This is a genomic window from Streptomyces sp. NBC_01788 (assembly GCF_035917575.1).
Lineage (GTDB): Bacteria > Actinomycetota > Actinomycetes > Streptomycetales > Streptomycetaceae > Streptomyces.
Genome location: NZ_CP109090.1, coordinates 3590736 through 3613118, shown reverse-complemented (window position 1 = coordinate 3613118; position 22383 = coordinate 3590736). Strand labels below are relative to the sequence as shown.

General features: G+C 73.7%; 20 protein-coding genes. 12 read left to right on the top strand and 8 right to left on the bottom strand.

Features of this window, described 5'->3' with window-relative positions; translation table 11 throughout:
* The first annotated feature begins 365 nt into the window (after window positions 1–365).
* Both OIE49_RS16335 and OIE49_RS16330 read left to right on the top strand, forming a co-directional pair.
* Entirely contained in the window at window positions 366–1265 is a 900-nt protein-coding gene (locus OIE49_RS16335; RefSeq protein WP_326802964.1) for an alpha/beta fold hydrolase, read from the top strand.
* Between the two features lie 47 nt (window positions 1266–1312).
* Window positions 1313–2131, top strand: coding sequence for a class I SAM-dependent methyltransferase (locus OIE49_RS16330; RefSeq protein ID WP_326802963.1), 819 nt, complete (start codon window positions 1313–1315; stop codon window positions 2129–2131).
* A gap of 23 nt (window positions 2132–2154) precedes the next feature.
* Here OIE49_RS16330 and OIE49_RS16325 read toward each other — a convergent pair whose 3' ends face one another.
* The 3 genes from OIE49_RS16325 to OIE49_RS16315 form a co-directional block, all read right to left on the bottom strand.
* A complete protein-coding gene (locus tag OIE49_RS16325) occupies window positions 2155–3759 on the bottom strand; it encodes a transporter (protein ID WP_326802962.1) in 1605 nt (534 codons plus the stop codon).
* A complete protein-coding gene (locus tag OIE49_RS16320; protein WP_326806247.1) occupies window positions 3756–4550 on the bottom strand; it encodes an ABC transporter ATP-binding protein in 795 nt (264 codons plus the stop codon). Before OIE49_RS16320 ends, OIE49_RS16325 begins: the two co-directional genes overlap by 4 nt.
* A 111-nt stretch (window positions 4551–4661) precedes the next feature.
* Complete coding sequence (locus tag OIE49_RS16315) at window positions 4662–5339, bottom strand: bifunctional DNA primase/polymerase (protein ID WP_326802961.1); 678 nt, start codon at window positions 5337–5339, stop codon at window positions 4662–4664.
* 327 nt (window positions 5340–5666) lie between these two features.
* On the opposite strand from OIE49_RS16315, the gene OIE49_RS16310 reads away from it, so the two are divergent.
* Together OIE49_RS16310 and OIE49_RS16305 are read left to right on the top strand one after the other, a co-directional pair.
* Window positions 5667–7052: a transcriptional regulator gene (locus tag OIE49_RS16310; RefSeq protein ID WP_100568951.1), complete on the top strand. Its 1386-nt coding sequence runs from the start codon at window positions 5667–5669 to the stop codon at window positions 7050–7052.
* Between the two features lie 167 nt (window positions 7053–7219).
* Complete coding sequence (locus tag OIE49_RS16305) at window positions 7220–8743, top strand: hypothetical protein (RefSeq protein WP_326802960.1); 1524 nt, start codon at window positions 7220–7222, stop codon at window positions 8741–8743.
* A gap of 28 nt (window positions 8744–8771) precedes the next feature.
* Here the strand turns inward: OIE49_RS16305 and OIE49_RS16300 are convergent, their stop codons facing one another.
* A complete protein-coding gene (locus tag OIE49_RS16300; protein ID WP_326802959.1) occupies window positions 8772–10073 on the bottom strand; it encodes an ABC transporter substrate-binding protein in 1302 nt (433 codons plus the stop codon).
* Between the two features lie 116 nt (window positions 10074–10189).
* Here OIE49_RS16300 and OIE49_RS16295 point away from each other — a divergent pair, with 116 nt between their 5' ends.
* Together OIE49_RS16295 and purU are read left to right on the top strand one after the other, a co-directional pair.
* A complete protein-coding gene (locus OIE49_RS16295) occupies window positions 10190–10690 on the top strand; it encodes an SCO4402 family protein (protein ID WP_100568948.1) in 501 nt (166 codons plus the stop codon).
* Window positions 10691–10736: 46 nt separating this feature from the next.
* Entirely contained in the window at window positions 10737–11621 is an 885-nt protein-coding gene (purU, locus tag OIE49_RS16290; RefSeq protein ID WP_100568947.1) for a formyltetrahydrofolate deformylase, read from the top strand.
* Between the two features lie 709 nt (window positions 11622–12330).
* Here purU and OIE49_RS16285 read toward each other — a convergent pair.
* Window positions 12331–13500, bottom strand: a complete 1170-nt coding sequence (locus OIE49_RS16285) for a maleylpyruvate isomerase N-terminal domain-containing protein (protein ID WP_326802956.1) — start codon at window positions 13498–13500, stop codon at window positions 12331–12333.
* The gene (locus tag OIE49_RS16280; protein ID WP_326802955.1) at window positions 13497–14078 is read right to left on the bottom strand and encodes an RNA polymerase sigma factor; all 582 of its coding nucleotides are present in this window, start codon (window positions 14076–14078) and stop codon (window positions 13497–13499) included. Before OIE49_RS16280 ends, OIE49_RS16285 begins: the two co-directional genes overlap by 4 nt.
* A gap of 437 nt (window positions 14079–14515) precedes the next feature.
* Here OIE49_RS16280 and OIE49_RS16275 point away from each other — a divergent pair, with 437 nt between their 5' ends.
* The 3 genes from OIE49_RS16275 to OIE49_RS16265 all read left to right on the top strand — a co-directional run bounded on the left by OIE49_RS16275 (window position 14516) and on the right by OIE49_RS16265 (window position 16686).
* Window positions 14516–14884 (top strand): STAS domain-containing protein, encoded by a 369-nt coding sequence (locus tag OIE49_RS16275; protein ID WP_100568943.1) that lies wholly within the window; start codon window positions 14516–14518, stop codon window positions 14882–14884.
* 168 nt (window positions 14885–15052) lie between these two features.
* Window positions 15053–15565 (top strand): EF-hand domain-containing protein, encoded by a 513-nt coding sequence (locus OIE49_RS16270; protein ID WP_326802954.1) that lies wholly within the window; start codon window positions 15053–15055, stop codon window positions 15563–15565.
* A 611-nt stretch (window positions 15566–16176) separates the two neighbouring features.
* The gene (locus tag OIE49_RS16265) at window positions 16177–16686 is read left to right on the top strand and encodes an ATP-binding protein (protein ID WP_326802953.1); all 510 of its coding nucleotides are present in this window, start codon (window positions 16177–16179) and stop codon (window positions 16684–16686) included.
* 388 nt (window positions 16687–17074) lie between these two features.
* Here the strand turns inward: OIE49_RS16265 and OIE49_RS16260 are convergent, their stop codons facing one another.
* Window positions 17075–18088: a GlxA family transcriptional regulator gene (locus OIE49_RS16260; protein ID WP_326802952.1), complete on the bottom strand. Its 1014-nt coding sequence runs from the start codon at window positions 18086–18088 to the stop codon at window positions 17075–17077.
* Window positions 18089–18160: 72 nt separating this feature from the next.
* Between OIE49_RS16260 and OIE49_RS16255 the strand changes: the two genes are divergently transcribed.
* Window positions 18161–19489, top strand: coding sequence for an MFS transporter (locus OIE49_RS16255; protein ID WP_326802951.1), 1329 nt, complete (start codon window positions 18161–18163; stop codon window positions 19487–19489).
* Window positions 19490–19529: 40 nt separating this feature from the next.
* Here OIE49_RS16255 and OIE49_RS16250 read toward each other — a convergent pair whose 3' ends face one another.
* Window positions 19530–20744, bottom strand: coding sequence for a flavin-containing monooxygenase (locus OIE49_RS16250; protein ID WP_326802950.1), 1215 nt, complete (start codon window positions 20742–20744; stop codon window positions 19530–19532).
* A 119-nt stretch (window positions 20745–20863) separates the two neighbouring features.
* On the opposite strand from OIE49_RS16250, the gene OIE49_RS16245 reads away from it, so the two are divergent.
* Together OIE49_RS16245 and OIE49_RS16240 are read left to right on the top strand one after the other, a co-directional pair.
* The gene (locus OIE49_RS16245) at window positions 20864–21466 is read left to right on the top strand and encodes a GNAT family N-acetyltransferase (protein WP_326802949.1); all 603 of its coding nucleotides are present in this window, start codon (window positions 20864–20866) and stop codon (window positions 21464–21466) included.
* 41 nt (window positions 21467–21507) lie between these two features.
* Entirely contained in the window at window positions 21508–22383 is an 876-nt protein-coding gene (locus OIE49_RS16240) for a GNAT family N-acetyltransferase (protein WP_326802948.1), read from the top strand.

Here is a 22383-nt window from a genome sequence, read left to right as displayed (position 1 = left end):
CGGGAGGCATGGGGACCGAAGGGGTGGGGAGATGTGCCGCAGACATGGGGAGAGCCCCGGCGCCGTGCGGCGCCGGGGCCTGTCCTCCCCTTCGGCGACCCGGAGCCCCGAGCTCTCAGGGTCGTCCCCCTCGGACCGCTTTTCCCCGAGTGGTCCGCCTCCCGTTGAAGATCTCCCCCTGGGGGCGGCGATCAATCCTGGCCAGGCGTCACTCGAACGAGGGGTGTTGACGGCAGAGCCAGCGTTTTCGAATGCGTATTCGATAGCCTGAGTGTCCGCGTGAGGGCCTCATGGCCCGCGCTCGCTACAGAATGTGCACGACGGAATACGGAAGCTGAACACGGTTCAGGGGGGTGCCAGGACCAATGGTGCGGCGCATCGACGTGACCGGGTCGGGCGGTGTACGGCTCGCCGCCTGGGAGTTCGCGGAGCCCCCGAAGGCCGTGCCGGGGCAGGGGAGGGAGCCGGCACCCGGGCGGCCCGACGTGTCCGGGCGGTCCGACGGCGTGCTGTTACTGCACGGTCTGATGGGCCGCGCCTCCCACTGGGCCGCCACCGCCCGCTGGCTCTCGGGCCGGCACCGCGCCGTCGCCCTCGACCAGCGCGGACACGGCCAGAGCGAGAAGACGCCGCAGGCCGCCTACGGCCGTGAGGCCTACGTCGAGGACGCCGAGGCCGCCCTCGAACAGCTCGGCCTCGGCCCGGCCGTCGTCATCGGACACGCGATGGGCGCGCTGACGGCCTGGCAGCTCGCCGCCCGCCGCCCCGACCTGGTGCGGGCGGTGATCATCTGCGACATGCGCGCCTCCGCGCTCGGCGCCGCCTCCCAGCGGGAGTGGGAGGACTGGTTCCGTGCCTGGCCGGTGCCCTTCGCCGCCCTCGCGGACGTACGGAAGTGGTTCGGCGAGGACGACCCCTGGGTGGAGCGCCCCAACCCGGCCCGCGGGGAGTTCTACGCCGAGGTCATGCACGAGAGCGCCGACGGCTGGCGTCCCGTCTTCGAACCGCAGCAGATGCTCACCTCCCGCGAGGCCTGGGTGTACGACGCCCACTGGGAGGAGCTGGCCCAGGTCCGCTGTCCGGCCCTCGTGGTCCGCGGCCTGGACGGCGAACTCGGCCGGGCCGAGGCCCAGGAGATGGTCCGCGTCCTGCCGCGCGGCCAGTACGCGGAGGTGGCCGACGCCGGTCACCTCGTCCACTACGACCAGCCGGAGGCGTGGCGCATGGCCATCGAACCCTTCCTTGACGCGGTGCTCACCGGATGAGCGCCGCCCCCGCGTCTCCCACGGCGTCTCCCGCCACGTTCCCAACCGTGCCCACGGCCGTCCAGGAGGCCTTCCTCAAGGCCTTCCCCGCCGAACACCCGGCGGTCACCGCCGACGCCTTCGTGGCCGGGCGATCGCCGGACGGGCGATCCAGCTATTGGATCCTGAGCGACCGGGTGGCCGGCGCCCGGCGGGTCCTGGACCTCGGCTGCGGCGACGGCGTCCTGCTGGACCTGCTGGCCCGCACCGAGGGGCGGCGCCTCGCCGGTGTGGACCTCTCGCCCGAGGCGCTGGCCCTCGCCCGGCGCCGCCCGTCCCTGCGCACCACCGCGCTGGCCCAGGCCAGGGCGCAGCGGCTGCCGTTCGCCGACGGGGCCTTCGACGCCTGCGTCTGCCACATGGCGCTGATGCTGATGGGCGACGTCGACCGGGTCGCGGCGGAGATCGCCCGGGTGCTGTCGCCCCGCTCCACACTGGCCTGCGTGGTCGGCGGCGGCGCTCTCGGCGGGGAGGCGTACGAGCTGTTCAGCGGCCTGCTGAGGGCCGCCGTCGAGCGGGCGCCCGCCGAGCAGCGCATTCCGCCGCTCGGCGACCGCAGGACCCGCAGCCGCGAGGGCCTCGGCGCGATCCTGGAGCCGGCCGGGTTCGGCGCCCCGGACCGGGAGACGGTCCCGATCGATCTGAGCGGCCCGGTGGAGCAGGTCTGGGCGGCCCTGTCCGGCATCTACGACGTCGGACCGCTCGACCCGGCCGCCGTCTCCCGGCTGCGGGAGAGCTTCGTACGGGAGGCGGCCGGACTCGCCGGGCCGGACGGGCGGGTTCCGTGCGGCTTCACCGTCCACGTGGTGACCGCGCGCCTGCGCTGAGCCTGGCCCCTCCCGGGCCCCGCTCAGCCCTTGCTCACCGCCGTGAGGATCTCCGGCAGCCGGGCCGCCGTGCGCGGCGCCGCCAGCCGCAGGCCCAGCAGCGTGATCGCCGCCCCGTAGCCCGCGCCCACCGGCAGGAGCACCCAGCTCCAGCTGCCGCCGGTGGCGCTGACGTTCGACCAGATGACCAGGGCGATGAACGGCAGGCACAGCAGGGCCGCCGCGACCATGCCGCCGAGGATGGAGACGAAGGCGAGACCGGCCTGACCGGGAGCCACGTTCTTGTGGCCCTCCTGCGGGATGGAGTACGGGAAGCGCGCCGACGTCCACGCCCCGGTCGCCAGCATCGCGCCGAGCAGGGCGAAGGACAGGCCGAGCACGTCCGGCAGCCGGCGCCACTCGCCGAGCAGGCCCGTCGTCAGCACCGTGACCAGGGTGGCGTACGGCAGGGTGATCAGCAGCAGCGCCAGCGCCCGCGCGCGCAGCTCGACGTGGGCGTCACGCGGTGCCGAGATCGTCAGTGCGACCTGCCAGAAAGCGGAGGTGTCCTGGCCGAACTGGTTGTACATCTGGATGCCGAGCATCCCGGCGGCGAAGCAGGAGAAGTACGGCGAGCCGGTGCCCTGGACCGCGTTGAACACCGGGACGATCAGCCCGATGGCGAGCGCGGTCACCCAGGCCGCCTTGGTCTTCGGGTCGCGCCAGACGTAGCGCAGGCTGCGCTCCATGACGGTGCCGGTGCGGCCGTCCGGCAGCCACCCCGCCAGGCCGCCGCCCTCGCGGGCCCGGGCGCGCTCGGGAGCGCCGACGGGCTGGAGGGTCGAGGAGTCGGGCGAGGTCATCAGCCGGGTCAGGCTGCGCGCCCACATCGCGAGGAGGGCGGCCAGGGCGGCCGCGGTCAGCGCGAGCTGGGCCACCGCGACGCCGTAGGAGCCCCTGCTCACCGAGTCCACCGCGCCCACCGCCGACGCGGGAGGCAGCCACCGCAGCACGTCCGCCACCGGGCCGAGCTGCCCCAGCCCGGCCGAGCCCAGGCGCTGCATGCCGAAGTTGACGACCTGCGCCCCGACCGCGATGACCAGTCCGCTGAGTACCGCGAGATCCCGTCCCTTGCGGCTGGTCAGCAGCCGGATGTTGGCGGCGGCCACGGCCCGCGCCAGGGCGACGCACACCAGCAGCGTGAGGACGAGGGCGAGGACCGCGACGACGGACGCTGCCGCCCCGTGCGCCACCGCGATCACGCAGCCCACCAGCAGCAGCACTGTGAACAGCGGCCCGATGCCGACCAGGGACGCCGCCAGCAGCGCGCCGACCAGGGGTCGCGGCCGCAGCGGGAGCATCACCAGCCGGGTCGGGTCGAGGGTCTCGTCGCCGGTGGGGAAGAACAGCGGCATCACGGCCCAGCCCAGCGCCAGCACGGCCACGCCCAGGACGGCCACGGAGTCGATGTGCGCGTGGCCGCGCAGCGCGATCAGGCCCACCATCTGCAACGCGGCGAACAGCAGCGCGAAGACGGCCGACGCGATGAACGCGGCCCGCCGCCCGCCGGACTGCCTCAGTCCGTTGCGCAGCAGTGACAGCTTCAGGCGTACGACGACGGGCGTGATCGAGGGGGCCCCGGCGTTCATCGGGAACCGCCGCCCAGCCAGTCCAGGTCGGAACCGGCGTCCCGGCCCTGCGCGCCGACGAGTTCGAGGAACGCCTGCTGAAGGGTGGGAGCCTCGCCGCGCACCTCGGCGAGGGTGCCCTGGGCGCGGATGCGGCCCGCGGCCATGACGGCCACCCAGTCGCACAGGGACTCGACAAGTTCCATGACGTGCGAGGAGAACACCACGGTGGCGCCGGAGGCGGTGTACCGCTCGAGGACGCCGCGGATGATCTGCGCGGACACCGGGTCGACGCCTTCGAAGGGCTCGTCGAGGAAGAGGACTTCCGGGTTGTGCAGCAGAGCGCAGGCGAGACCTATCTTCTTGCGCATGCCGGTCGAGTAGTCGACGACCAGCTTGTGCTGCGCGCCCGCGAGGTCCAGCACGTCCAGCAGCTGCGTGGCCCGCCGGTCCACCTCGTCCCCGGGCAGCCCCCGCAACCGCCCGGAGTACGAGAGCAGTTCGCGCCCCGACAGCCGCTCGAAGAGCCGAAGCCCCTCGGGCAGCACGCCGATCCGTGCCTTCACCGCCACCGGGTCCCGCCACACGTCGTGCCCGGCGATCTCGACGGTGCCCTGGTCGGGCCGCAGCAGCCCGGTCACCATGGAGAGCGTGGTGGTCTTCCCCGCTCCGTTCGGCCCGACCAGCCCGATGAACTTCCCGGCGGGCAGCGCGAGATCGATCCCGGCGACGGCGACCTGCTGCCCGAACCGCTTCCAGAGCCCCTGCACGTGTACGGCGCTTGTACCCACTGTCACTGCTCCCTCCGTCAGCACGAACCCTACGGGGGACCCTGCCCGAGGGGTGCGGGACCGTGCTGATCTGCGGCTCCACCGGGCGAGGTCGGGCCACCACGGGAGCCGGAGCCGGAACGGGACGGGTGGCTAGCGCCGGTCCCTGCCGCATGCGTAGGCCAGCGGCGGGACCAGCTCCTCCACGTCCGGCAGCCAGCGATTGGCCGGTGTCGGCCGGCAGGCCCACTGCACCGCCCGCGAGCCGTACCGCGTGGGCGGCGCCACCACGTACGCGCCCTCTCCGAGCGCGACCAGGTCGAGGGAGGCCGGCGACCAGCCCAGCCGCCGCAGGAGGTCCGGCAGTTTCACGGACGCGCCCGGCAGCACGAAGAACTGCATCCGCCGCTCGGGGGTCAGGATCACCGGGCCCAGCGCGGACCGCAGCCGCTCCAGCCGGGCCAGCGCGAGGAACCCGGCCGTCTCCGGCACGGAGATCGCGTCGAACGTACGGCCCGTGGGCAGCAGGATCGACGCCGTCGGCTGCCGCTGCCACATCCCGCGCACCGTGCTCGCACCGCCGGTCGCCAGGGACGCCCAGCCCTCGCGCGCCGGGTGCGCGCCGGGCGCGGCGCACCGCGGGTCCCCGCAGGAGCAGTGCTGCACCCCGCCGACCGTCACCAGCCAGGTGCCGGGGAACACGTCCCAGTGGCGTTCCTCGGCGTAGCGAACGGCTGTCTCCTGCAGCGACTCCCCGCGCTGCTGGGGGACGTGACCGGCCACCCGGCCGGCGCTGTGTGCGGCTTCCGCGCCCGCGATCGTCTCTTCCACGCCCCACTCAACTGCCGCGCCCACCTGGAGTTACGGGCGGGTCGGGTGGTCGGACGCGCCGGGGAGGAGCACCCTTCCGTGCTCGGGGCGCATGGGTGCATGTGTGGGGGCGCGCAGGAGGATCGCCGGCGGGCGCTGGGTAGTTCGGTGGGGGGCGGCAACCGCCTTCACCCCGGCAATCCTCACATGTCCCGCATTTTCGGTATGTCCACGGGGCATCGATCTTCACGGCCGGAACTTTTCGCCGGGGCGCGGATCGCGTCCGGCCGCGCAAGAGCCGTCAACTCGGTGCGTGAGCAGGCACCGCAGCTTCAGGGGGTTAACGCCATGGCCGCCAGGCCTCTCGTCGCGCGGCAGCCGAACGAACGGCTGCAGGCGCTCATCCAGGAAGCGGGCTGCTCGAACGCCGGGCTGGCCCGCCGGGTCAACATGTGCGGTGCCGAGCACGGTCTCGATCTGCGCTACGACAAGACGTCGGTGGCGCGCTGGCTGCGCGGACAGCAGCCGCGCGGACGGGCCCCGGCGATCATCGCCGAGGCGCTCGGCCGCAAACTCGGCCGTACGGTCACGATCGACGAGATCGGCATGGCCAACGGCAAGAACCTCGCCTCGGGCGTGGGCCTTCAGTTCTCGCCGACGGTGCTGGGAGCCATCGAGCAGGTCTGCGAGCTGTGGCGCAGCGACGTGGGCCGCCGGGACTTCCTGTCCGGCTCCTCCGTCGCCGCCTCCGCGCTGGTCGAGCCGAGCCGTGACTGGCTGATCTCCGCGCCGGACCCGCAGGTGGCGCGGGCGGCGGGGTCGCGGGTGGGCCAGTCCGACGTGGCCGCCGTACGGGCCATGACGCAGGCGCTGGTCGAGCTGGACCACAGCCACGGCAGCGGGCATGTGCGCCCGGTGGTCGTGCACTACCTCAACAGCGTCGTCTCCGGGCTGCTCGCCGGCTCCTACCGGGAGGCGGTGGGCCGCGATCTGTTCGCCGAGGTCGCCCGGCTCACCGAGCTGGCCGGGTACATGGCCGTCGACACCGGCCAACCGGGCCTGGCCCAGCGGTACTACATCCAGGCGCTGCGGCTCGCCCAGGCGGCCGGGGACCGCGGCTACGGCGGCTATGTGCTGGCCGCCTCCATGAGCCATCTCGCCGCGCAGCTCGGAAACCCGCGGGAGATCGCGCAGTTGGCGCGCGCGGCGCAGGAGGGCGCGCGCGGTCGTGTGACTCCGCGCGCGGAGGCGATGTTCTACGCGGCCGAGGCGCGCGGCCACGCCCTCATGGGCGACGCGCGGGCCGCGCAGTTCTCCGCCGGACGGGCGGTGAGCGCGCTGGAGGCCGCCGAACCGCACTCCGGGGACGACCCGGCGTGGATCGCGCACTTCGACGAGGCGTATCTCGCCGACGAACTGGCGCACTGCCACCGGGACCTGGGGCAGGCGGAGGCGTCCGCGCGGGCGGCCGAGGAGTCGCTGGCCGGGCATCCCGCGTCACGGGCGCGGCGGCGGGCCATCGGCTATGTGCTCCTCGCCACGGCGCAGGTGCAGCAGCGGGAGGTCGAACAGGCCTGCAGCACCGGGCTGAAGGCGGTGGAGCTGCTGCGGACGCTGCGCTCCGACCGCGGCGCGGAGTACCTGGAGGACTTCCAGCAGCGCCTGGAGCCGTTCCGGGACGAGCCGGTGGTACGGGAGTTCGGGGCGCGGCTGGAGACGCGCGTGGCGGCGTGAACGGGTGCCCGCCGTGAGACCTGGCAGATAAGCAGCGTGCGGCGGGCGGGTTTTGTTACTGCCGTCACAGGGAAGGAGGTCTGGTCCTGTGCTGCGTGGCACGGGGCTCCGGGGACCCGGTAGCGTGAGCCGACGATTCCGAAGGTCCCCCATTCGTAGGAGTCCCGGTGACGCAGAGTGGACAGGGCGAGGAGCCCTCGGCGCGACCCGCGCACGAAGGCATCGTGCTGCCCTCCGACGGTGGTGAGCCCTTGCTGCCGGGCATGACCGGCGGGCCGGGCGGCCATCAGGGCGGAGCGGGCGGTCAGGCCCCGGCGGCGACCCCGGCCGGCGGTCAGGCCTGGGGCCAGCCGTGGGGCCCCGACCAGCAGCATCCGCCGCAGCAGGACCAGGGCTGGCAGCAGCCGTGGGGCTCTCCGGAGCCGTACCCGCAGGGCCAGTGGGACGCGCAGGGCCAGGCCCCGCAGCACCCGGGCGCGGGCCCCCTGCCCCCGGAGAACGCCCCGGCGTACCAGCAGCCGGGTGCCGACCCCTACGGCGTCCCCGCGCACGCCGGGCACGGGCTGCCCCCGGCCGGCGCCGGCCCGTACGCGGCCGGGCACGGGATGCCGGGCGCCGACGAGGGTGCGACGCAGTACATCCCGCCGGTCCCCGCGGGCTCCGCGGACGAAGGCGCCACCCAGTTCCTGCCGCCCGTGCCGGGCGCGGGGATGGACGAGGGCGCGACGCAGTACATCCCGCCGGTGGGGCCGGGAGCCCTGCCGCCGGAGGGACCGGGCGGCGGCCCCGCCCCGTACCCGGGCCAGGTGCCCCAGGGCGCCGCGCCCGGTCACCCCGACGCCGAGGCGACGCAGTTCATGGCGCCCGTGGACGCCGGCGGGCGGCAGACGCCCGCCGAGTTCGACAACCTCTTCCGCAGCGACTCCGGCGGCGCAGCCCCGTCGACGCAGCAGATACCCCGCTACCAGCAGGGCCCGCCCGACCAGCCCCACGCCCGGTCCATGTCCGCGCCGCCCGGCGGGTACGACGACGACGGCGGCGGCCGGGGAGGTCGGCGCACCGGCTCGCGCATGCCGGTGATCGCGGCCGTGGGCGTCGGGATCGCCGTCCTCGGCATCGGCGCCGGGGCGCTGCTCAGCGGCGGCGACGGGGACGGCGACAGCGCCGACAAGAACACCACCGTCGCGGCCACCGCGCCCGCCACCGACGACGCCTCCGCCGCGCCCGCCGCGGATCCGGCCAAGGAGCAGGCGGTCGCGCTGGACAAGCTGCTGGCCGACAGCGGCAGCAGCCGCGCCTCCGTCATCAAGGCGGTGGCCGAGGTCAAGAGCTGCAACAACCTCGGCCAGGCGGCCTCCGACCTGCGCGCCGCGGCCGAGCAGCGCAAGGGCCTGGTCACCCGTCTGGGAGAGCTGTCCGTCGACAAGCTCCCCGGCAACGCCGATCTGACGGCGGCGCTGACCAAGGCCTGGCAGGCCTCGGAGTCGGCGGACCGGCACTACGCGGCCTGGGCCGACCAGGTCGGCGGCAAGAAGGGCTGCAAGAAGGGCCACGCCCGGTACACGGGTGAGACCCAGGCCGGCGACCGCGAGAGCGGGACGGCCACCGCGGAGAAGGCCAAGGCCGCCCAGCTCTGGAACGCGATCGCGCAGACGTACGGCCTCACCCAGCGGCAGCCGACCCAGCTCTGAGGCCCGCCGGCGCGGGAGGGCGGCGGACTCAGCCGGCGCCCTCCAGCGTCTTTCCCACGTTGACGAAGCCCTTCGTGGCGGGCACCAGCCGACCCTGCCGCACCGTCTGAAGGGACACGTCGGCGTTGGTGAGGCGGGCGAGGCCGGTGGAGGCGAGCAGGTCGGACAGGCGCCACCGCAGCGGCGGGGTCAGCCCGCCGGTGCGGACCTCCAGCCCGCCGTCGAGGGCGCGCCGCACGGTGGAGGCGCTCACCTCCCCGTCGCCGATCTGCTCCAGGACGGTCCGGAGCACCGTGTAGGCGATCCACGTGGTCTGCACCCCGGCGTCCTGCGGGTCGACGCGGTTGTCGCCGAAGGCCGCCTCATTGATCACCTTCTTCATCGGCTCCCAGCGCGAGTCGCCCGCCACCGGGTACCAGCCGGTGAGGTACGACCCCTCGTACGGGCCGGACTTCCCGCCGCTCGCGTCGATCACGGTCTGGTCGACGCTGCCGAGCACGGCGGCGGTGCGCACCTGCGGATAGGCGTCGCGGGCGCGGCGGAAGGAGTCCATGAAGATGTTCGTGCGCTCCCCGAGGGCCGGGATCACGCAGCCCGTGCGCGCCGGTTCGGCGCTCGACTGCCGCAGCGCCTGATCGGCCTGGCCGGAGTATTCGGTGGCGTCCTCGGCGGCCCGCTGGTCGTGGGCCGGTTCGTGGCCACCGGCCCGCAGGCCCGCGTTGAGCAGCCCGGGCAGCTCGTCGCCCGCGATGCTGTCGGGCCGTATCAGCGTGACCGGGCCGCAGTGCGGAGCGAGCTCCTTGCCCAGACCGGCCAGCAGCGCGGGCTGGCCGCCGTTGACCGGGTAGGACAGGGCGCGGGTGAACTCGGTGGTGGTGACGCCGTAGCCGCCGATGTACGGGATGCCGGCCCCCTCCAGGGGCGGGAAGAAGGAGTCGCTGTACTGGCTGTAGGAGCCCACGACTGCGACCGCGTTCTCCTTCACCGCACGCCGGGCGCACTTCGCCGCGCCCACGCTGTCGTTGCCTTCGTTGCAGGTCAGAACGTTGAGCTTGCGGCCGGCGACACCGCCGTGGGAGTTCACCCAGCGGGCGTAGGCACGGGCCATGGCGGGCATGCCGGGTTTGTTGGTCGCCGGGGTGTTCTCCGGCGCCCACGTCATCACGGTGACGGAGCCGTCCCCCGAGCCCCCCGTGGCACCGGGGACGACGCCGCAGCCGGCGGCGAGCGAGGCGCACGCCAGCAGAACTCCCACCGGCGACAGGGTTCTTCTCACGGACCGGGTGAGGGTGGAGAGGAACGGGCCATGGGAACTTCGCCTGCCGGTCATGCTCCGCACGATTCCGTCACATCACCAACCCGGTGATGACTCTCGGTCAATGGGTGGTGACGGATGAGTGAATTACGGGGGCAGGTGGGGCCCCTGGGGCGGGGAACGTACGATCGGTGACCGTGCAAGGTTCGGAGAACTCTTCCCGTCGCGGCCGTCGCTCCTCCACCATGGGCGGCATGCCACTCAACGACATGCCGTGGTGGCGCTGGCGCAGCAATGTGCGCTCCGCGCTGCACATGCTCTCCGACCCGGTGTTCCAGCGGGACGTCTGGCTGGCAGGCGTCGAAGGGTACGGCGACGTGACCGACGCCGTCTACCGCCTGGTCGAGGACACCTGGCTGGACAACTGGTCCGCCGAGAAGTACGTCGGCACGATCTTCCGGGACTCGCAGGAGGCGGCGCTCGTCGACACCGCGGTCCTGCGGGTGCTGCGGATCATGCACCAGGTCGGCCCGGACGCGCCGGTGTCCGCCTACCTCGACCACGACGCCTGGCCGGAGGCGGTGCGGGCGGCCCACGACGCGCATGTGCGGCTCGCGGCGAGCGACGGCGAGGACCCGGACACGCCGCCCCGCAGCCTGGAGGTGCTGCGCATCATGACCCGGTCCGCCTAGCGGACGACGGACCACTTGCGGGCCCGGACGTGAGACGCTGTCACGCATGAGCGAGCAGTCCTCCCGAGCCGCCGAGGCGCCGGCCGAGCAGTACATCCTCATCCTGTCCTGCCCGGACAAGAAGGGCATCGTGCACGCGGTGTCCAGCTATCTGTTCATGACGGGCTGCAACATCGAGGACAGCCAGCAGTTCGGTGACCACGACACGGGACTGTTCTTCATGCGGGTCCACTTCTCGGCCGAGGCTCCGGTGACGGTGGACAAGCTGCGCGCCAGCTTCGCGGCGATCGGCGACTCCTTCGGGATGGACTGGCAGATCCACCGGGCCGACGAGAAGATGCGTGTCGTGCTGATGGTCAGCAAGTTCGGGCACTGCCTGAACGACCTGCTCTTCCGCGACCGGATCGGCGCGCTGCCGGTGGAGATCGCGGCGGTGGTGTCCAATCACACCGACTTCGCCGAGCTGGTGGGGTCGTACGGCATTCCCTTCCACCACATCCCGGTGACCAGGGACACCAGGTCCGAGGCCGAGGCGCGGCTGCTGGAGCTCGTGCGCGAGGAGAAGGTCGAACTGGTCGTCCTCGCCCGCTACATGCAGGTCCTCTCCGACGACCTGTGCAAGCAGCTCAGCGGCCGGATCATCAACATCCACCACTCGTTCCTGCCGAGCTTCAAGGGCGCCAAGCCGTACCACCAGGCGCACGCCCGGGGCGTGAAGCTGATCGGCGCGACGGCGCACTATGTGACCGCCGACCTCGACGAGGGCCCGATCATCGAGCAGGAGGTCGAGCGGGTGGGCCACGATGTCACCCCGGACCAGCTCGTCGCGATCGGCCGTGACGTGGAGTGCCAGGCGCTCGCCCGCGCGGTCAAGTGGCACGCGGAGCGCCGGATCCTGCTGAACGGTCGCCGGACGGTGGTCTTCGCGTAGCGCGGCCCGACGGCGGTCCAAGGGGCCGTCCGGCGGCAGCCCGTGGGGGCCGGCCTGCAGCGGTCCAGGGGGCGACCGACGGCGGTCCGTGGGGGCCAGACCAGTCGGTGGCGGTCCGTGGGCAGTCGGTGGCGGCCGACTGGCAGCGGTCCGTGGGGCGGTCGGCGGCGGTCCGTGGGGGTCAGGCCGGTCGGCGGTGGTCCGTGGGGCCGCCCGATGGCGGTCCGTGGGGCGGTCGGTGGCGGCCGACTGGCAGCGGTCCGTGGGGCGGTCGGCGGCGGTCCGTGGGGGCCAGGCCGGTCGGCGGTGGTCCGTGGGGCGGTCGGTGGCGGTCCGTGGGGCGGTCGGTGGCGGCCGACTGGCAGCGGTCCGTGGGGCGGTCGGCGGCGGTCCGTGGGGGTCAGGCCGGTCGGCGGTGGTCCGCAGGTCCGCCCGATGGCGGTCCGTGGGGCGGTCGGTGGCGGCCGGCCTGCAGCGGTCCGTGGGGCGGTCGGCGGCGGTCCGTGGGGGCCAGGCCAGTCGACGGCGGTCCGTGGGGCGGTCGGTGGCGGTCCGTGGGGCGGTCGGTGGCGGCCGACTGGCAGCGGTCCGTGGGGCGGTCGGCGGCGGTCCGTGGGGGGCAGGCCAGTCGACGGCGGTCCGCAGGTCCGCCCGATGGCGGTCCGTGGGGGCCGGTCTGCGGCAGCCCTGGGGCCGGTCGGTGGCCGTCTCACATACGGCTGAGTGACGCCGCCGCGCACAGCACGTCCCGGATCGCCTCACGGTCGCCGACCTGGCCGGCCGCCGCCTCCCGCGGTGTCACGTGCCCCGCCGCCAGCCGGCAGAACTCGACGCCGTCCAGCGCCACATGGGCCACCTCGTGGTCCGCAGAGCCCACCGCTCCGGGCGAGTCGAGCGGGATGAACCACTGGCCGCCGCCCAGCCCCTCGATCTCAAGGCGCAGACTGCGCCCGGGGTCGCCCGCGGTCACCAGATGCCGGGTGCGGGCGGGGGAGGCGAGCCCGGCCTGCCGCCGGGCGGCCAGCACCCCCGGCAGCATCCGGGCGGCGAGGTCGATCATCCGGTGCAGATGGCGCGGGGCCGGCGGATCGTACGGGTAGTCCACCGCCTCCGCGATGTCCTCGGCGTGCACCCAGCACTCGAAGGCGCGGTCCAGCATCGCGTCGGGCAGCGGCAGCGCGAAGGCGCCGTACGGCACCGGCGGCTCCTTCACGGCGTTCGCGGCGAAGGAGACCGTGCGGACCAGGTCGTGCGTCTGCTCCCGCCACGGCGCCCGCACCGAACGGGCCGGCGGGGAGTGCGCGACCCGCCAGTACGCCTCGGTGCGCGCCGCGGGAGAGGGGCCGTCGGCGGAGGTCGCGTCGCCGAGCGGGTCGTCCAGGCCGAGGGCCACCGCGACCAGCCCGTCGACGCTCATCAGGTGCGCGATGACCCCGGCGACGGTGGTGCGCCGGCTGGTGGCGTCCTCGCCCTCGAACCACCGCAGCCGCACCGGCGCCTCCCACTCGGCGTCACCCATGTCCTGGAGCAGCGCGTCCAGGCGGGCGGTCTCGGCGTCGTAGGGCGCCGCCCAGCCGGGCACCGGGATGTGCGGCGGCCGCCGTTCGAGACAGCCCGCCAGGACCCGGGTGCGCAGCCCCGGGTCGAGGTCGAGCGTGTCGGGCCGGTGCAGCAGGGTGGCCGCCTCCCGCAGCCCCAGCGCCTCCTCCGCGCACGTGCCGCACTCGCCGAGGTGCTCCTCCACGGCCGCCGTCTCCTCCGGCGAACACGCGGCCAGCGCCCACGCCCCGAGCAGCGACTTCAGCAACTGATGCGCCGCCCCGTCCCGGTCCTCCGGCGCGCCCCGGTCCTCCGGCTCCCGGGGGTCGTTCGGGGTCATGCGGCGCCTCCGTAGTGGGAGGGCGCGCCGGGGACGTCCGTGTGGTGGGCGGTGGAGAGGAGCTGGAGGCCAAGGCGCAGGCGGCGGCGGGCCTCGTCCTCGGTGACGCCGAGGTCGGCGGCGGTCTGCCGGTAGTCGCGGCGCTGGAAGCAGGCGAGTTCCAGGGCGGCGCGCAGCGGGGCCGGCATGGCGTGGACGATGTAGTCGGCGCGGGCGGCGGCGGAGGCGCGGCACACCCTGTGCTCCAGCTCCTCGGCGGAGCCCGGCCCGCCGCGGGCCAGCGCCGCGGTCTCGGTGGCGCGCAGCCGCTGTACGGCGAGGCGGTGGGTCAGACCGGCCACCCAGGCGCGCAGCGGGCCCTGCCGGGGGTCGTAGGCGTCGGGGTGCTCCCAGACGTGGGCGAACACCTCGCGGGTGATGTGGTCGGCGGCCTGCTCGTCGCCGAGGACCCGGTGGGCGAGGCCGTGCACGAGCGAGGCGAAACGGTCGTAGAGCTCACCGAGGGCGGCCGCCTCTCCTCGCAGGAGCCGCTCCCGCATTCCGCGGTCCCAGTGGGGCGGTGCGTCCTTCTTCGCCATACGGCCCCCTCCGTGCCCGGCCGTGCCGCGCCCCGCGTCCCGGCCCGCTCCCGTCCAGCTCCGTGTCCGACCGTGCGTCCGACGGTGTTCAGCGTGTCCGACGTGGTCGTCTCGAATGTAGTCGGCATGTCCGACAGCGCACGCCCCTTTATGACAATGTGCGCCCCCTGAAGAGCCGCTGGTGATAGGGGGAGCGAGAGGTGTTATGGCACCTGGCGAGTGACTTGCCCCTTCTGTCCCGCCTGGCCTTTCGCTTTCATGTCAACCCGGATAGAACACGACCGAAGGTGACTGAAACAAGCCCCTGGTGGATCGGTCTCGGTTTGCTGTACGGCGTTTGGGGGAACGGCCGCTGGGCAGCCGCGCGGAAAGAAGCGTAGGGACTGGTTCCGTTTCCGGGCGGTTCCGGGGAAGTTCCGGCTGACGGAGGGCGGGCCGTGGCGTTCAAGGTGACCGACGACGAACAGGGCGAGTGGAGCGTGCTCCGGGTCGCCGGTGAACTGGACCTGGTGACCTCGCCGGTCCTGCGCCAGAGAGTGCACGAGGTGGTGGCCCAGGGGCGGCACGACCTCGTCCTGGACCTCTCCGAGGTCTTCTTCTGCGACTCCAGCGGCGTCGGTGTGCTCATAGCCGCCCGCCGTCTGATCCGCTCCTGCCAGGGCCGGCTGCGCCTGATCCTCCCGGCCCGTGGCGCGGTCGACGGCTCCCACGTCAACCGGGTCCTCGGCGCGCTCGGTGTCCGGCGCCTCTTCGACGTCTACGCGGATCTGGCGGCGGCGGTGGACGACGAGCCGCTGTCCGCCTGACGGCCGTCCGCCCCGGCGGTCACCGCCGCTCCCCTCTCACGGGCAACCCCCCGTTGTCCCGGAATTCGCCCGGTCCTTACCCGACCGTGGTGTTCGCGCCCCGGAGCGCTGTGCGCGTCGTACGCTCCCTGCCAGACGCAACCCCACCCGTAAGGCGGCCCGTAAGACATGGTCAGCAGCGAGTACGAGCGCAGGATCGCGGTGCGGTTCGCCACCTTCGACCAGGACGGCAACGGCTACATCGACCGCGAGGACTTCAGCGTGGCGGCCCGCTCGCTGCTCGCCGAGTTCGCCACCGCCGCCCGCTCCGACAAGGGCCAGGCCCTGTACGCCGGCGCGGAGGCCTTCTGGCAGGGCATGGCCGGGATCGCCGACCGTGACGGCGACCAGCGCATCACCCGCGAGGAGTTCGTGACCGGCGCGGTCAAGCGCCTGCGCGACAACCCCGAGCGGTTCGCCGAGATCGCCCGCCCCTTCCTGCACGCCGCCCTGGCCGTCGCGGACGCCGACGGCGACGGCGCCGCCACGATCGAGGACACCGTGCGCGTGCTCCGGGTGCTCGGCGTGCCCGAGGGGGCCGCCGGGTTCATCGCCGCCGCGCTCGACACCGACGGCGACGGCAGGGTGGGCGAGCAGGAGATCGTGCCCGCCTTCGCCCGCTACTTCACCGTCCCCGAGTAGCGCCGGCCCCACCCGCCCCCAACAACCTGCGAGAACACCGTACTTGAGCCCCCTCTGCGGCGCCCCGCCCCGCCGAGGGGGCTCGCACGTTCGCGTACGGGCCGAGTCGCGCAACACGCCCGGGCGCACGAGCAGTTCGGAACGCCGATCGGTGCCTCGGCTGCCGTGCGTCGTGCCCGCGTGCGGTGACACCGGCGGTCCTGGGCGGCCCCGGCATCGTGGTCCCCCGCGGGCGAATGTCACTGATCGTGGCATTCAATGATCACGGAGCGTGGTGCCGGGTTGTGTCCCGCGCGCGACTCGTCACGTCCCGGAGTCGCCGTCGCGCTCGGGTACCTTGTGTGAAATGCGAGTGGTTCCGAGCTTGAGCCATCCCATGACGGGTGTCGCACAGTATGCCGCACGGGTACTCCTTCGCGCGGGAATATGCCCGAAGCGCTTGTTGCGGTGACGGTGCGTCAACCATGCTGTCTCTCCAGGGAGTCACGTTCCGTGACACTTGCTCTGGCTGTTGTTCTGGTCATGCGGAAAATGGCTACGATCGTGGCCTCGTGAGGCGCGAGGCTGTGTGTCCGCCGGTTCGGATGGTGTGAGCGGTGCAGGTGCTTCAAGTGCAGCTGGAGATCCGGCCCGACCCCGCGGAGGTGGGGCGTGCCCGGCGTTGGGCCCGCTCCCGGCTCGCCGGGTCGGGGATAGCGGCGGATGAGCCGCTCGCCGAGACCCTCGTCCTGCTCGTCTCCGAACTGGTCACCAACGCCGTGGTGCACACCGGTTGCCCGGCCGTGCTGCGGCTGTTCCTGTCCGGGGAGCCGGCCGGGGCGGCCACCGTGCGCCTGGAGGTGGCCGACGCCAGCACCCGGGCCCCCGTGCCGCGCTGTCCCGGTGACGAGTCGACCGGCGGCCGCGGCCTCGCCCTCGTCGACGGTCTCGCCGACCGGTGGGGCTGGTGCCCGGAGGGCGTGGGCAAGCGCATCTGGTGCGAACTCGACAGCTGCACCAAGGCGGTTGACGCGGCGGAGACGTCGGTGCCGGCGAGCTGCGGCCGCACGTCCCCGGCGTACGAGGGTCTGGCGTACGGGGGGTACGGCGCCTACGGCGGGCTCGCCTACGGGGCGGTATAGCCCCGTAACCCCGTAACCCCGTTGTCCCGGCGGCGAGGCCGTGCGCCGGGAGATGCTTCTGTGCGCGCCCCGTTGCGAGCGGGCATAACGGGTAAATCGTCAGGGCGGTGTTGACGCCTCGTGTCCGCTTGATCACGCTGGTGGTCAGCGATTCGCCGCGAGGGGACGACGAGGGCTGGGGCACCGGAAGTCCTCGACGAGTGTGGGTCGTGATGTCGGCGCCGACCGGTCCCTTCAGGGTTCGAGGGGGTGGGACCGGTGTGCCGGGATCGGAGGGCGGCGCGCGCTGCCGCGTGGGGGACGGGCAGGGGCGCGCCGCCGGCCGGGCCCGCCCTGCCTTCCGGAGCACCCGGACGTCATCCACAGGCTGTGGACAACTCGCGGGACCCTAGACCTCCGCTTCGGCCCTCGCCGATCCGTTCACCCGGAAGGTCCGCCGGTAGGCCGTCGGTGTCACCCCGAGTGCCGTCTGGAGATGCTGCCGCATCGACTGCGCCGTGTTGAAGCCGGCGTCCCGGGCCACCTGGTCCATGGACAGGTCCGTGGACTCCAGCAGGTGCCGGGCCCGTTCGACGCGCTGCTGGGTGAGCCACTGCCCCGGACTGATCCCGGCCTCCTCGCGGAAGCGCCGGGTGAAGGTCCGTACCGACATCGCCTCCCGCGCGGCCATGTCCTGCAACCGGATGGGCTCGTGCAGGCGGCCCAGAGCCCACGCGCGCGCGGTGGTCGTGGTGGCGCGCTGCGGGTCGGGCACCGGCCGGTGGATGTACTGCGCCTGACCGCCGTCGCGGTGCGGCGGTACGACGGTCCGCCGGGCCACCTCGTTGGCGACCGCCGTGCCGTGGTCGCGGCGCACCATGTGCAGGCACAGGTCGATCCCGGCCGCGACGCCCGCCGAGGTCAGCACGTCGCCGTCGTCGATGAAGAGCACGTCCGCGTCCACCCGGACCCGCGGGAACACCCGCTGGAAGCGGTCGGCGTCGGCCCAGTGCGTCGTGGCGCGCCGCCCGTCCAGACGCCCCGCCGCGGCCAGCACGTACACGCCCGTGCAGATGGAGGCGAGCCGGGTGCCGGGCCGGATGTGTGCCAGGGCGGCGGCCAGTTCCCCGGTCAGCACCCCCTTCTCGTAGACCGGGCCGAGCTCGTACGAGGCCGGGACGATCACGGTGTCGGCGGTGGCCAGGGCCTCGGGGCCGTGCGGCACGTGGATCGAGAAGTCGGCGTCCGTCTGCACCGGTCCTGGCGGCCGGACCGAGCAGGTGACGACCTCGTACAGCAGCCGTCCGGCGGCGTCCAGGGGCCGCCCGAAGATCCGGTGCGGGATGCCCAGCTCGAAGGGCAGCAGCCCGTCGAGGGCGAGGACGGCGACGCGGTGCGGGCGGAAGTCCGTGGCCTGGTCCATGGCCCGATCCTAGCGAATGCTGTCCTTCGGGCCAGTGGAGGAGATTCGGGCCCTTGCCGCACGCTCTATGGCGTGACCCAGACAACCGAACCCGCCTCCGACACCCCCGCGTCCGACGCCACGGCCCGGACGCCGTCCGCCCGCCGCGCGGCCCGTGTCCACCGCGCGTGGTTCGTCGCCGCCGTCACCTTCGTCACGATCACCGGCGCCGCGGCCTTCCGCTCGCTGCCCGGCCTGCTCTTCGACCCGCTCCATCAGGAGTTCGGCTGGTCGCGGGGCACGATCGGCGCCGCGGTCTCGATCAACCTCGCGCTGTACGGGCTCACCGCGCCCTTCGCCGCCGCGCTCATGGACCGCTTCGGCATCCGCCGGGTGGTCGCCGCCGCCCTCGTGGTGATCGCCGCCGGGTCCGGTCTGACCGTGTGGATGACCACCGCCTGGCAACTGTGGCTGTGCTGGGGCCTGCTGGTCGGCCTCGGCACCGGCTCGATGGCGCTGGCCTTCGCCGCGACGGTCACCAACCGCTGGTTCACGGAGCGGCGCGGCCTGGTCACCGGCATCCTCACCGCCGCCTCCGCCTCCGGCCAGCTCATCTTCCTGCCGGTGCTGTCCTGGACCGTCCAGTCGCACGGCTGGCGCCCGGCCGCCGTCACGGTGTCGCTGGCCGCCCTCGCCGTCGTGCCCTTCGTCTGGCTGCTGCTGCGCGACCACCCGGCGGACGTGGGCGTCAAGCCGTACGGCGCCGACGAGTTCGTGCCGAAGCCCGTGCCCGTGCCGGGGGCCGCCCGTCGCACCCTGGCCGTCCTGTCCTCCGCGGTGCGCACCGGGCCCTTCTGGCTGCTGGCCGGCACCTTCGCCATCTGCGGCGCCTCCACCAACGGCCTGATCCAGACCCACTTCGTGCCCGCCGCCCACGACCACGGGATGCCCATCACGGCGGCCGCCTCGCTGCTCGCGGTCATCGGTGTGTTCGACGTGGCCGGCACCATCGCCTCCGGCTGGTTCACCGACCGCTTCGAACCACGCCGCCTGCTCGCCGTGTACTACGCGCTGCGCGGTGTCTCGCTGCTGTTCCTGCCGATGCTGCTGGCGCCGAGCGTGCACCCGCCGATGATCTTCTTCATCGTCTTCTACGGCCTCGACTGGGTCGCCACCGTGCCGCCCACCCTCGCCCTGTGCCGTGAGCACTACGGCGAGGACAGCGCGATCGTCTTCGGCTGGGTGCTCGCCTCCCACCAGGTCGGCGCGGCGCTGGTCGCCTACCTCGGCGGTCTCGCGCGGGACGTCTTCGGCTCCTACGACGTGGTCTGGTACGCCTCGGGCGCGCTGTGCGCCGCGGCGGCCCTGATGGCGCTGGTGATCCGGCGGCGGCCGGGGGTCCTGAGCCCCGCGGCCGCCTGAAGCCCACGACCCCGACGGATGTGACGGGGCGCCAGGCGGATCAGGCCGGCAGCCGGGAGACCTTGCGGCCGTCCTTGCGGGCGTTCTCCTTCGCGATGGCACCGGCGATCCGCTCGGCGTCCAGGGCCAGTTCGCGGAGCATGCCGCTGATGGGGTTCGTGAAGCCGGTGAAGTACAGGCCGGGCGCGTTCTTCGGCGTGCGTCGACCGCGGACCACCGGCCTGCCGCGGGAGTCGAGCACGTCCAGATGGCCGACCAGCCCCTCCAGGGCGCGGACGTAGCCGGTGGCGGCGATGACGGCGTCCGGCTGGATGCGGGTGCCGTCGGCGAGGAGCACCTTGCCGCTCTCGAAGCCCTCCACGGCGGCCACGATCTCGACCCTGCCCTTGCGGACCGCCTTGAGGAGACCGACGTCCTGGACGGGGATCGCGCCCTGGGCGACCCGCGAGTACAGGCCGGTGCGGGGGCGGGGCAGGCCGTGCGCCGACAGGTCCGGCACGCTCACCCTCGCCACCGGTCGCGCGAGCACGTCGACGAGCCGGACCGGCAGCCGCCGCACGAGCACGCCCGTGTACTGGGCGGGCCACCCGGCGGTCGACCGGCGCACGATGTGCGGGGGAGTGCGCACCGACAGCCGTACGCGCTCGGCCCCGCCCTCCACCAGGTCCACGGCTATCTCCGCGCCGGTGTTGCCGACACCGACGACCAGCACGTCACGCCCGGCGTACGGTTCGGCGTTGCGGTACTCACCGGCGTGCACCAGCTCGCCGGGCCCGTTCTGGTAGGTCTCCCGGCCGGACCAGTCGGGCAGGCGGGGCGTGTGGTTGTGGCCGGTGGCGACGACCACCGCACCGCCGGTCAGCTCCCGTCCGCCGGAGGCGCGCAGCAGCCAGCCGGTGCCGTCAGGGGCGGGTTCGACGCGGGAGACCTCGACGCCGGTCACGATCTCGAGGCCGTGGTGCTCGGCGTACTTGTCCAGGTAGCGCACCACGTCGTCGCGCGCGACCCACCGGCCGAACCGGCGCGGCATCGGCAGCCCCGGCAACGCGGAGCTGCGCCGGGTGGTGTGCAGGCGCAGCCGGTCGTAGTGGCGCCGCCAGGACGCCCCGACCCGGTCGGACCTCTCCAGGACGACCGCGCGTATTCCCCGTGCGCGCAGCGCCTGCGCGGCGGCCAGGCCGCCCGGACCGCCGCCGATGACGTAGACGGGACGGTCGGCGTGCCGCGCCGCGGAGACGGTGGTCGAGTCGGTCATGGGCATGAGGGTAATCGCCTGCCGGGTTGAGGGGACGCGGTCAATGCTGGTATCGGTTGCGGATTGATCACGAATGAACACCTGTGCGATCCGGGTGCGGTGCGGTGTCTAATGGGCCGGTGACCGCCGACCCGCATGACATACGGAACCTCGCCACGGCACGGACCTCGGGGAACGGGCTGCTGCTGCGTCCGTGGGACCCGGAGTCCGACGCCGACGTGCGGTCGTGGCTGCGCGGCGTCACCGACCCGGAGTTCCGGCGCTGGAACACACCGCTCGTCCCCGTCACGGACCTCACCGGCGCCCGCGACTCGCTGCGGGCACGCGCCCTGCGCGCGGGGGAGGGCGCGGCCGCGTCCTTCGTGATCGCGGACGCAGGGAGCGGCACGACGCTCGGGCACATCGGCGTCAACGACATCCGCCCGCTGCTCGGCGTCGCGACGACCGGCTACTGGGTCCTGCCCGAGGCCCGTGGCCGCGGGGTCGCCACCCGGGCGCTGAGGCTGGTGGCGGACTGGGCGTTCGGCGAACTGGGCCTGCACCGGCTGGAACTGGACCACGCCGTGGGCCACGGGGCGTCCTGCCGGGTCGCCGAGCGCTGCGGTTTCCGGTACGAGGGCACGATGCGCGGCGCGATCTTCGAGCCGGACCGCCGCGACGCCTTCCGGGACGCGCACCTGCACGCGCGTCTGGCCACGGACCCGGAGCCGGAGCGCCCCTGAAATTCGCGGGCGCCGGACGGCCGTGGGCGGGACCATGGGGCATGACTTCCGGGACGACCACCGATGACTGGCACCTGACCGACGACGTCGGGCAATTCCTCGCGCGTGGAGGGGAGTTCCTCCGCTCACGGCCCGCACCGCACACCATCCTCCTCACGGTGACGGAGAACCTGCGCCTGAGCGGCGACCGGCACTACGGCGACGCCGCACCCGAGTTCGGCCTGCTGGACGGGGCCGGCGGGGCGGGCACGCGGGCCGCCTTCCTGCGCACGCCGCCCCATCCGCTCCTGCTCACCGTCCTGACCGAGGAGGAGGCCGCCGTGCTCGCGGCCCGGCTCGCCGACGCGGGACACCAGGTGTCCGGTGTCACCGCGGACCGCGACACCGCCGCCGCCTTCGCCGGGGCCTGGCGCCGGATCACCGGCGCCGAGGTACACCTGCGGCAGCGGGTGCGGCTCTACCGGCTGGGCGAGCTGACGGTGCCGCGGCAGGTTCCGCCGGGCCGGGCCAGAGTGGCGGGCGAGGCGGACCGCGAGCGACTGGCCCGGTGGTTCGAGGAGTTCTCGGTCGCCGTCGGCGAGCCGGGCGTCCACGACCCGCAGCGCTGGGCGGACGAGCGGGTGCGCCGCGGCGACGTCATGTTCTGGCAGGACCCGGACGGGACGCCCGTCGCCATGGCGGGCACGACTCCTAAGGTCGCCGGGCAGGTGCGGGTGGTCGCGGTCTACACACCGGCGCACCTGCGGGGGCGCGGGTACGCGGGCGCCGTCACGGTCGAGGTCAGCCGGGCCGCGCTGGAGTCGGGGGCCGAGGAGGTGCTGCTGTTCGCCGACCTCGCCAATCCGACCAGCAACGGCCTCTACCAGCGGATCGGCTACCGGCCGGTGTCCGACTTCGCGATGTACGACTTCGGCTGA

Excerpts from the sequence above, each read along its gene's own strand:
- OIE49_RS16335 (WP_326802964.1), top strand. The coding sequence starts at position 366 with ATGGTGCGGCGCATCGACGTGACCGGGTCGGGCGGTGTACGGCTCGCC.
- OIE49_RS16325 (WP_326802962.1), bottom strand. The coding sequence starts at position 3,759 with ATGAACGCCGGGGCCCCCTCGATCACGCCCGTCGTCGTACGCCTGAAG.
- OIE49_RS16310 (WP_100568951.1), top strand. The coding sequence starts at position 5,667 with ATGGCCGCCAGGCCTCTCGTCGCGCGGCAGCCGAACGAACGGCTGCAG.
- OIE49_RS16300 (WP_326802959.1), bottom strand. The coding sequence starts at position 10,073 with ATGACCGGCAGGCGAAGTTCCCATGGCCCGTTCCTCTCCACCCTCACC.
- purU (WP_100568947.1), top strand. The coding sequence starts at position 10,737 with ATGAGCGAGCAGTCCTCCCGAGCCGCCGAGGCGCCGGCCGAGCAGTAC.
- OIE49_RS16285 (WP_326802956.1), bottom strand. The coding sequence starts at position 13,500 with ATGACCCCGAACGACCCCCGGGAGCCGGAGGACCGGGGCGCGCCGGAG.
- OIE49_RS16280 (WP_326802955.1), bottom strand. The coding sequence starts at position 14,078 with ATGGCGAAGAAGGACGCACCGCCCCACTGGGACCGCGGAATGCGGGAG.
- OIE49_RS16270 (WP_326802954.1), top strand. The coding sequence starts at position 15,053 with ATGGTCAGCAGCGAGTACGAGCGCAGGATCGCGGTGCGGTTCGCCACC.
- OIE49_RS16260 (WP_326802952.1), bottom strand. The coding sequence starts at position 18,088 with ATGGACCAGGCCACGGACTTCCGCCCGCACCGCGTCGCCGTCCTCGCC.
- OIE49_RS16250 (WP_326802950.1), bottom strand. The coding sequence starts at position 20,744 with ATGACCGACTCGACCACCGTCTCCGCGGCGCGGCACGCCGACCGTCCC.
- OIE49_RS16240 (WP_326802948.1), top strand. The coding sequence starts at position 21,508 with ATGACTTCCGGGACGACCACCGATGACTGGCACCTGACCGACGACGTC.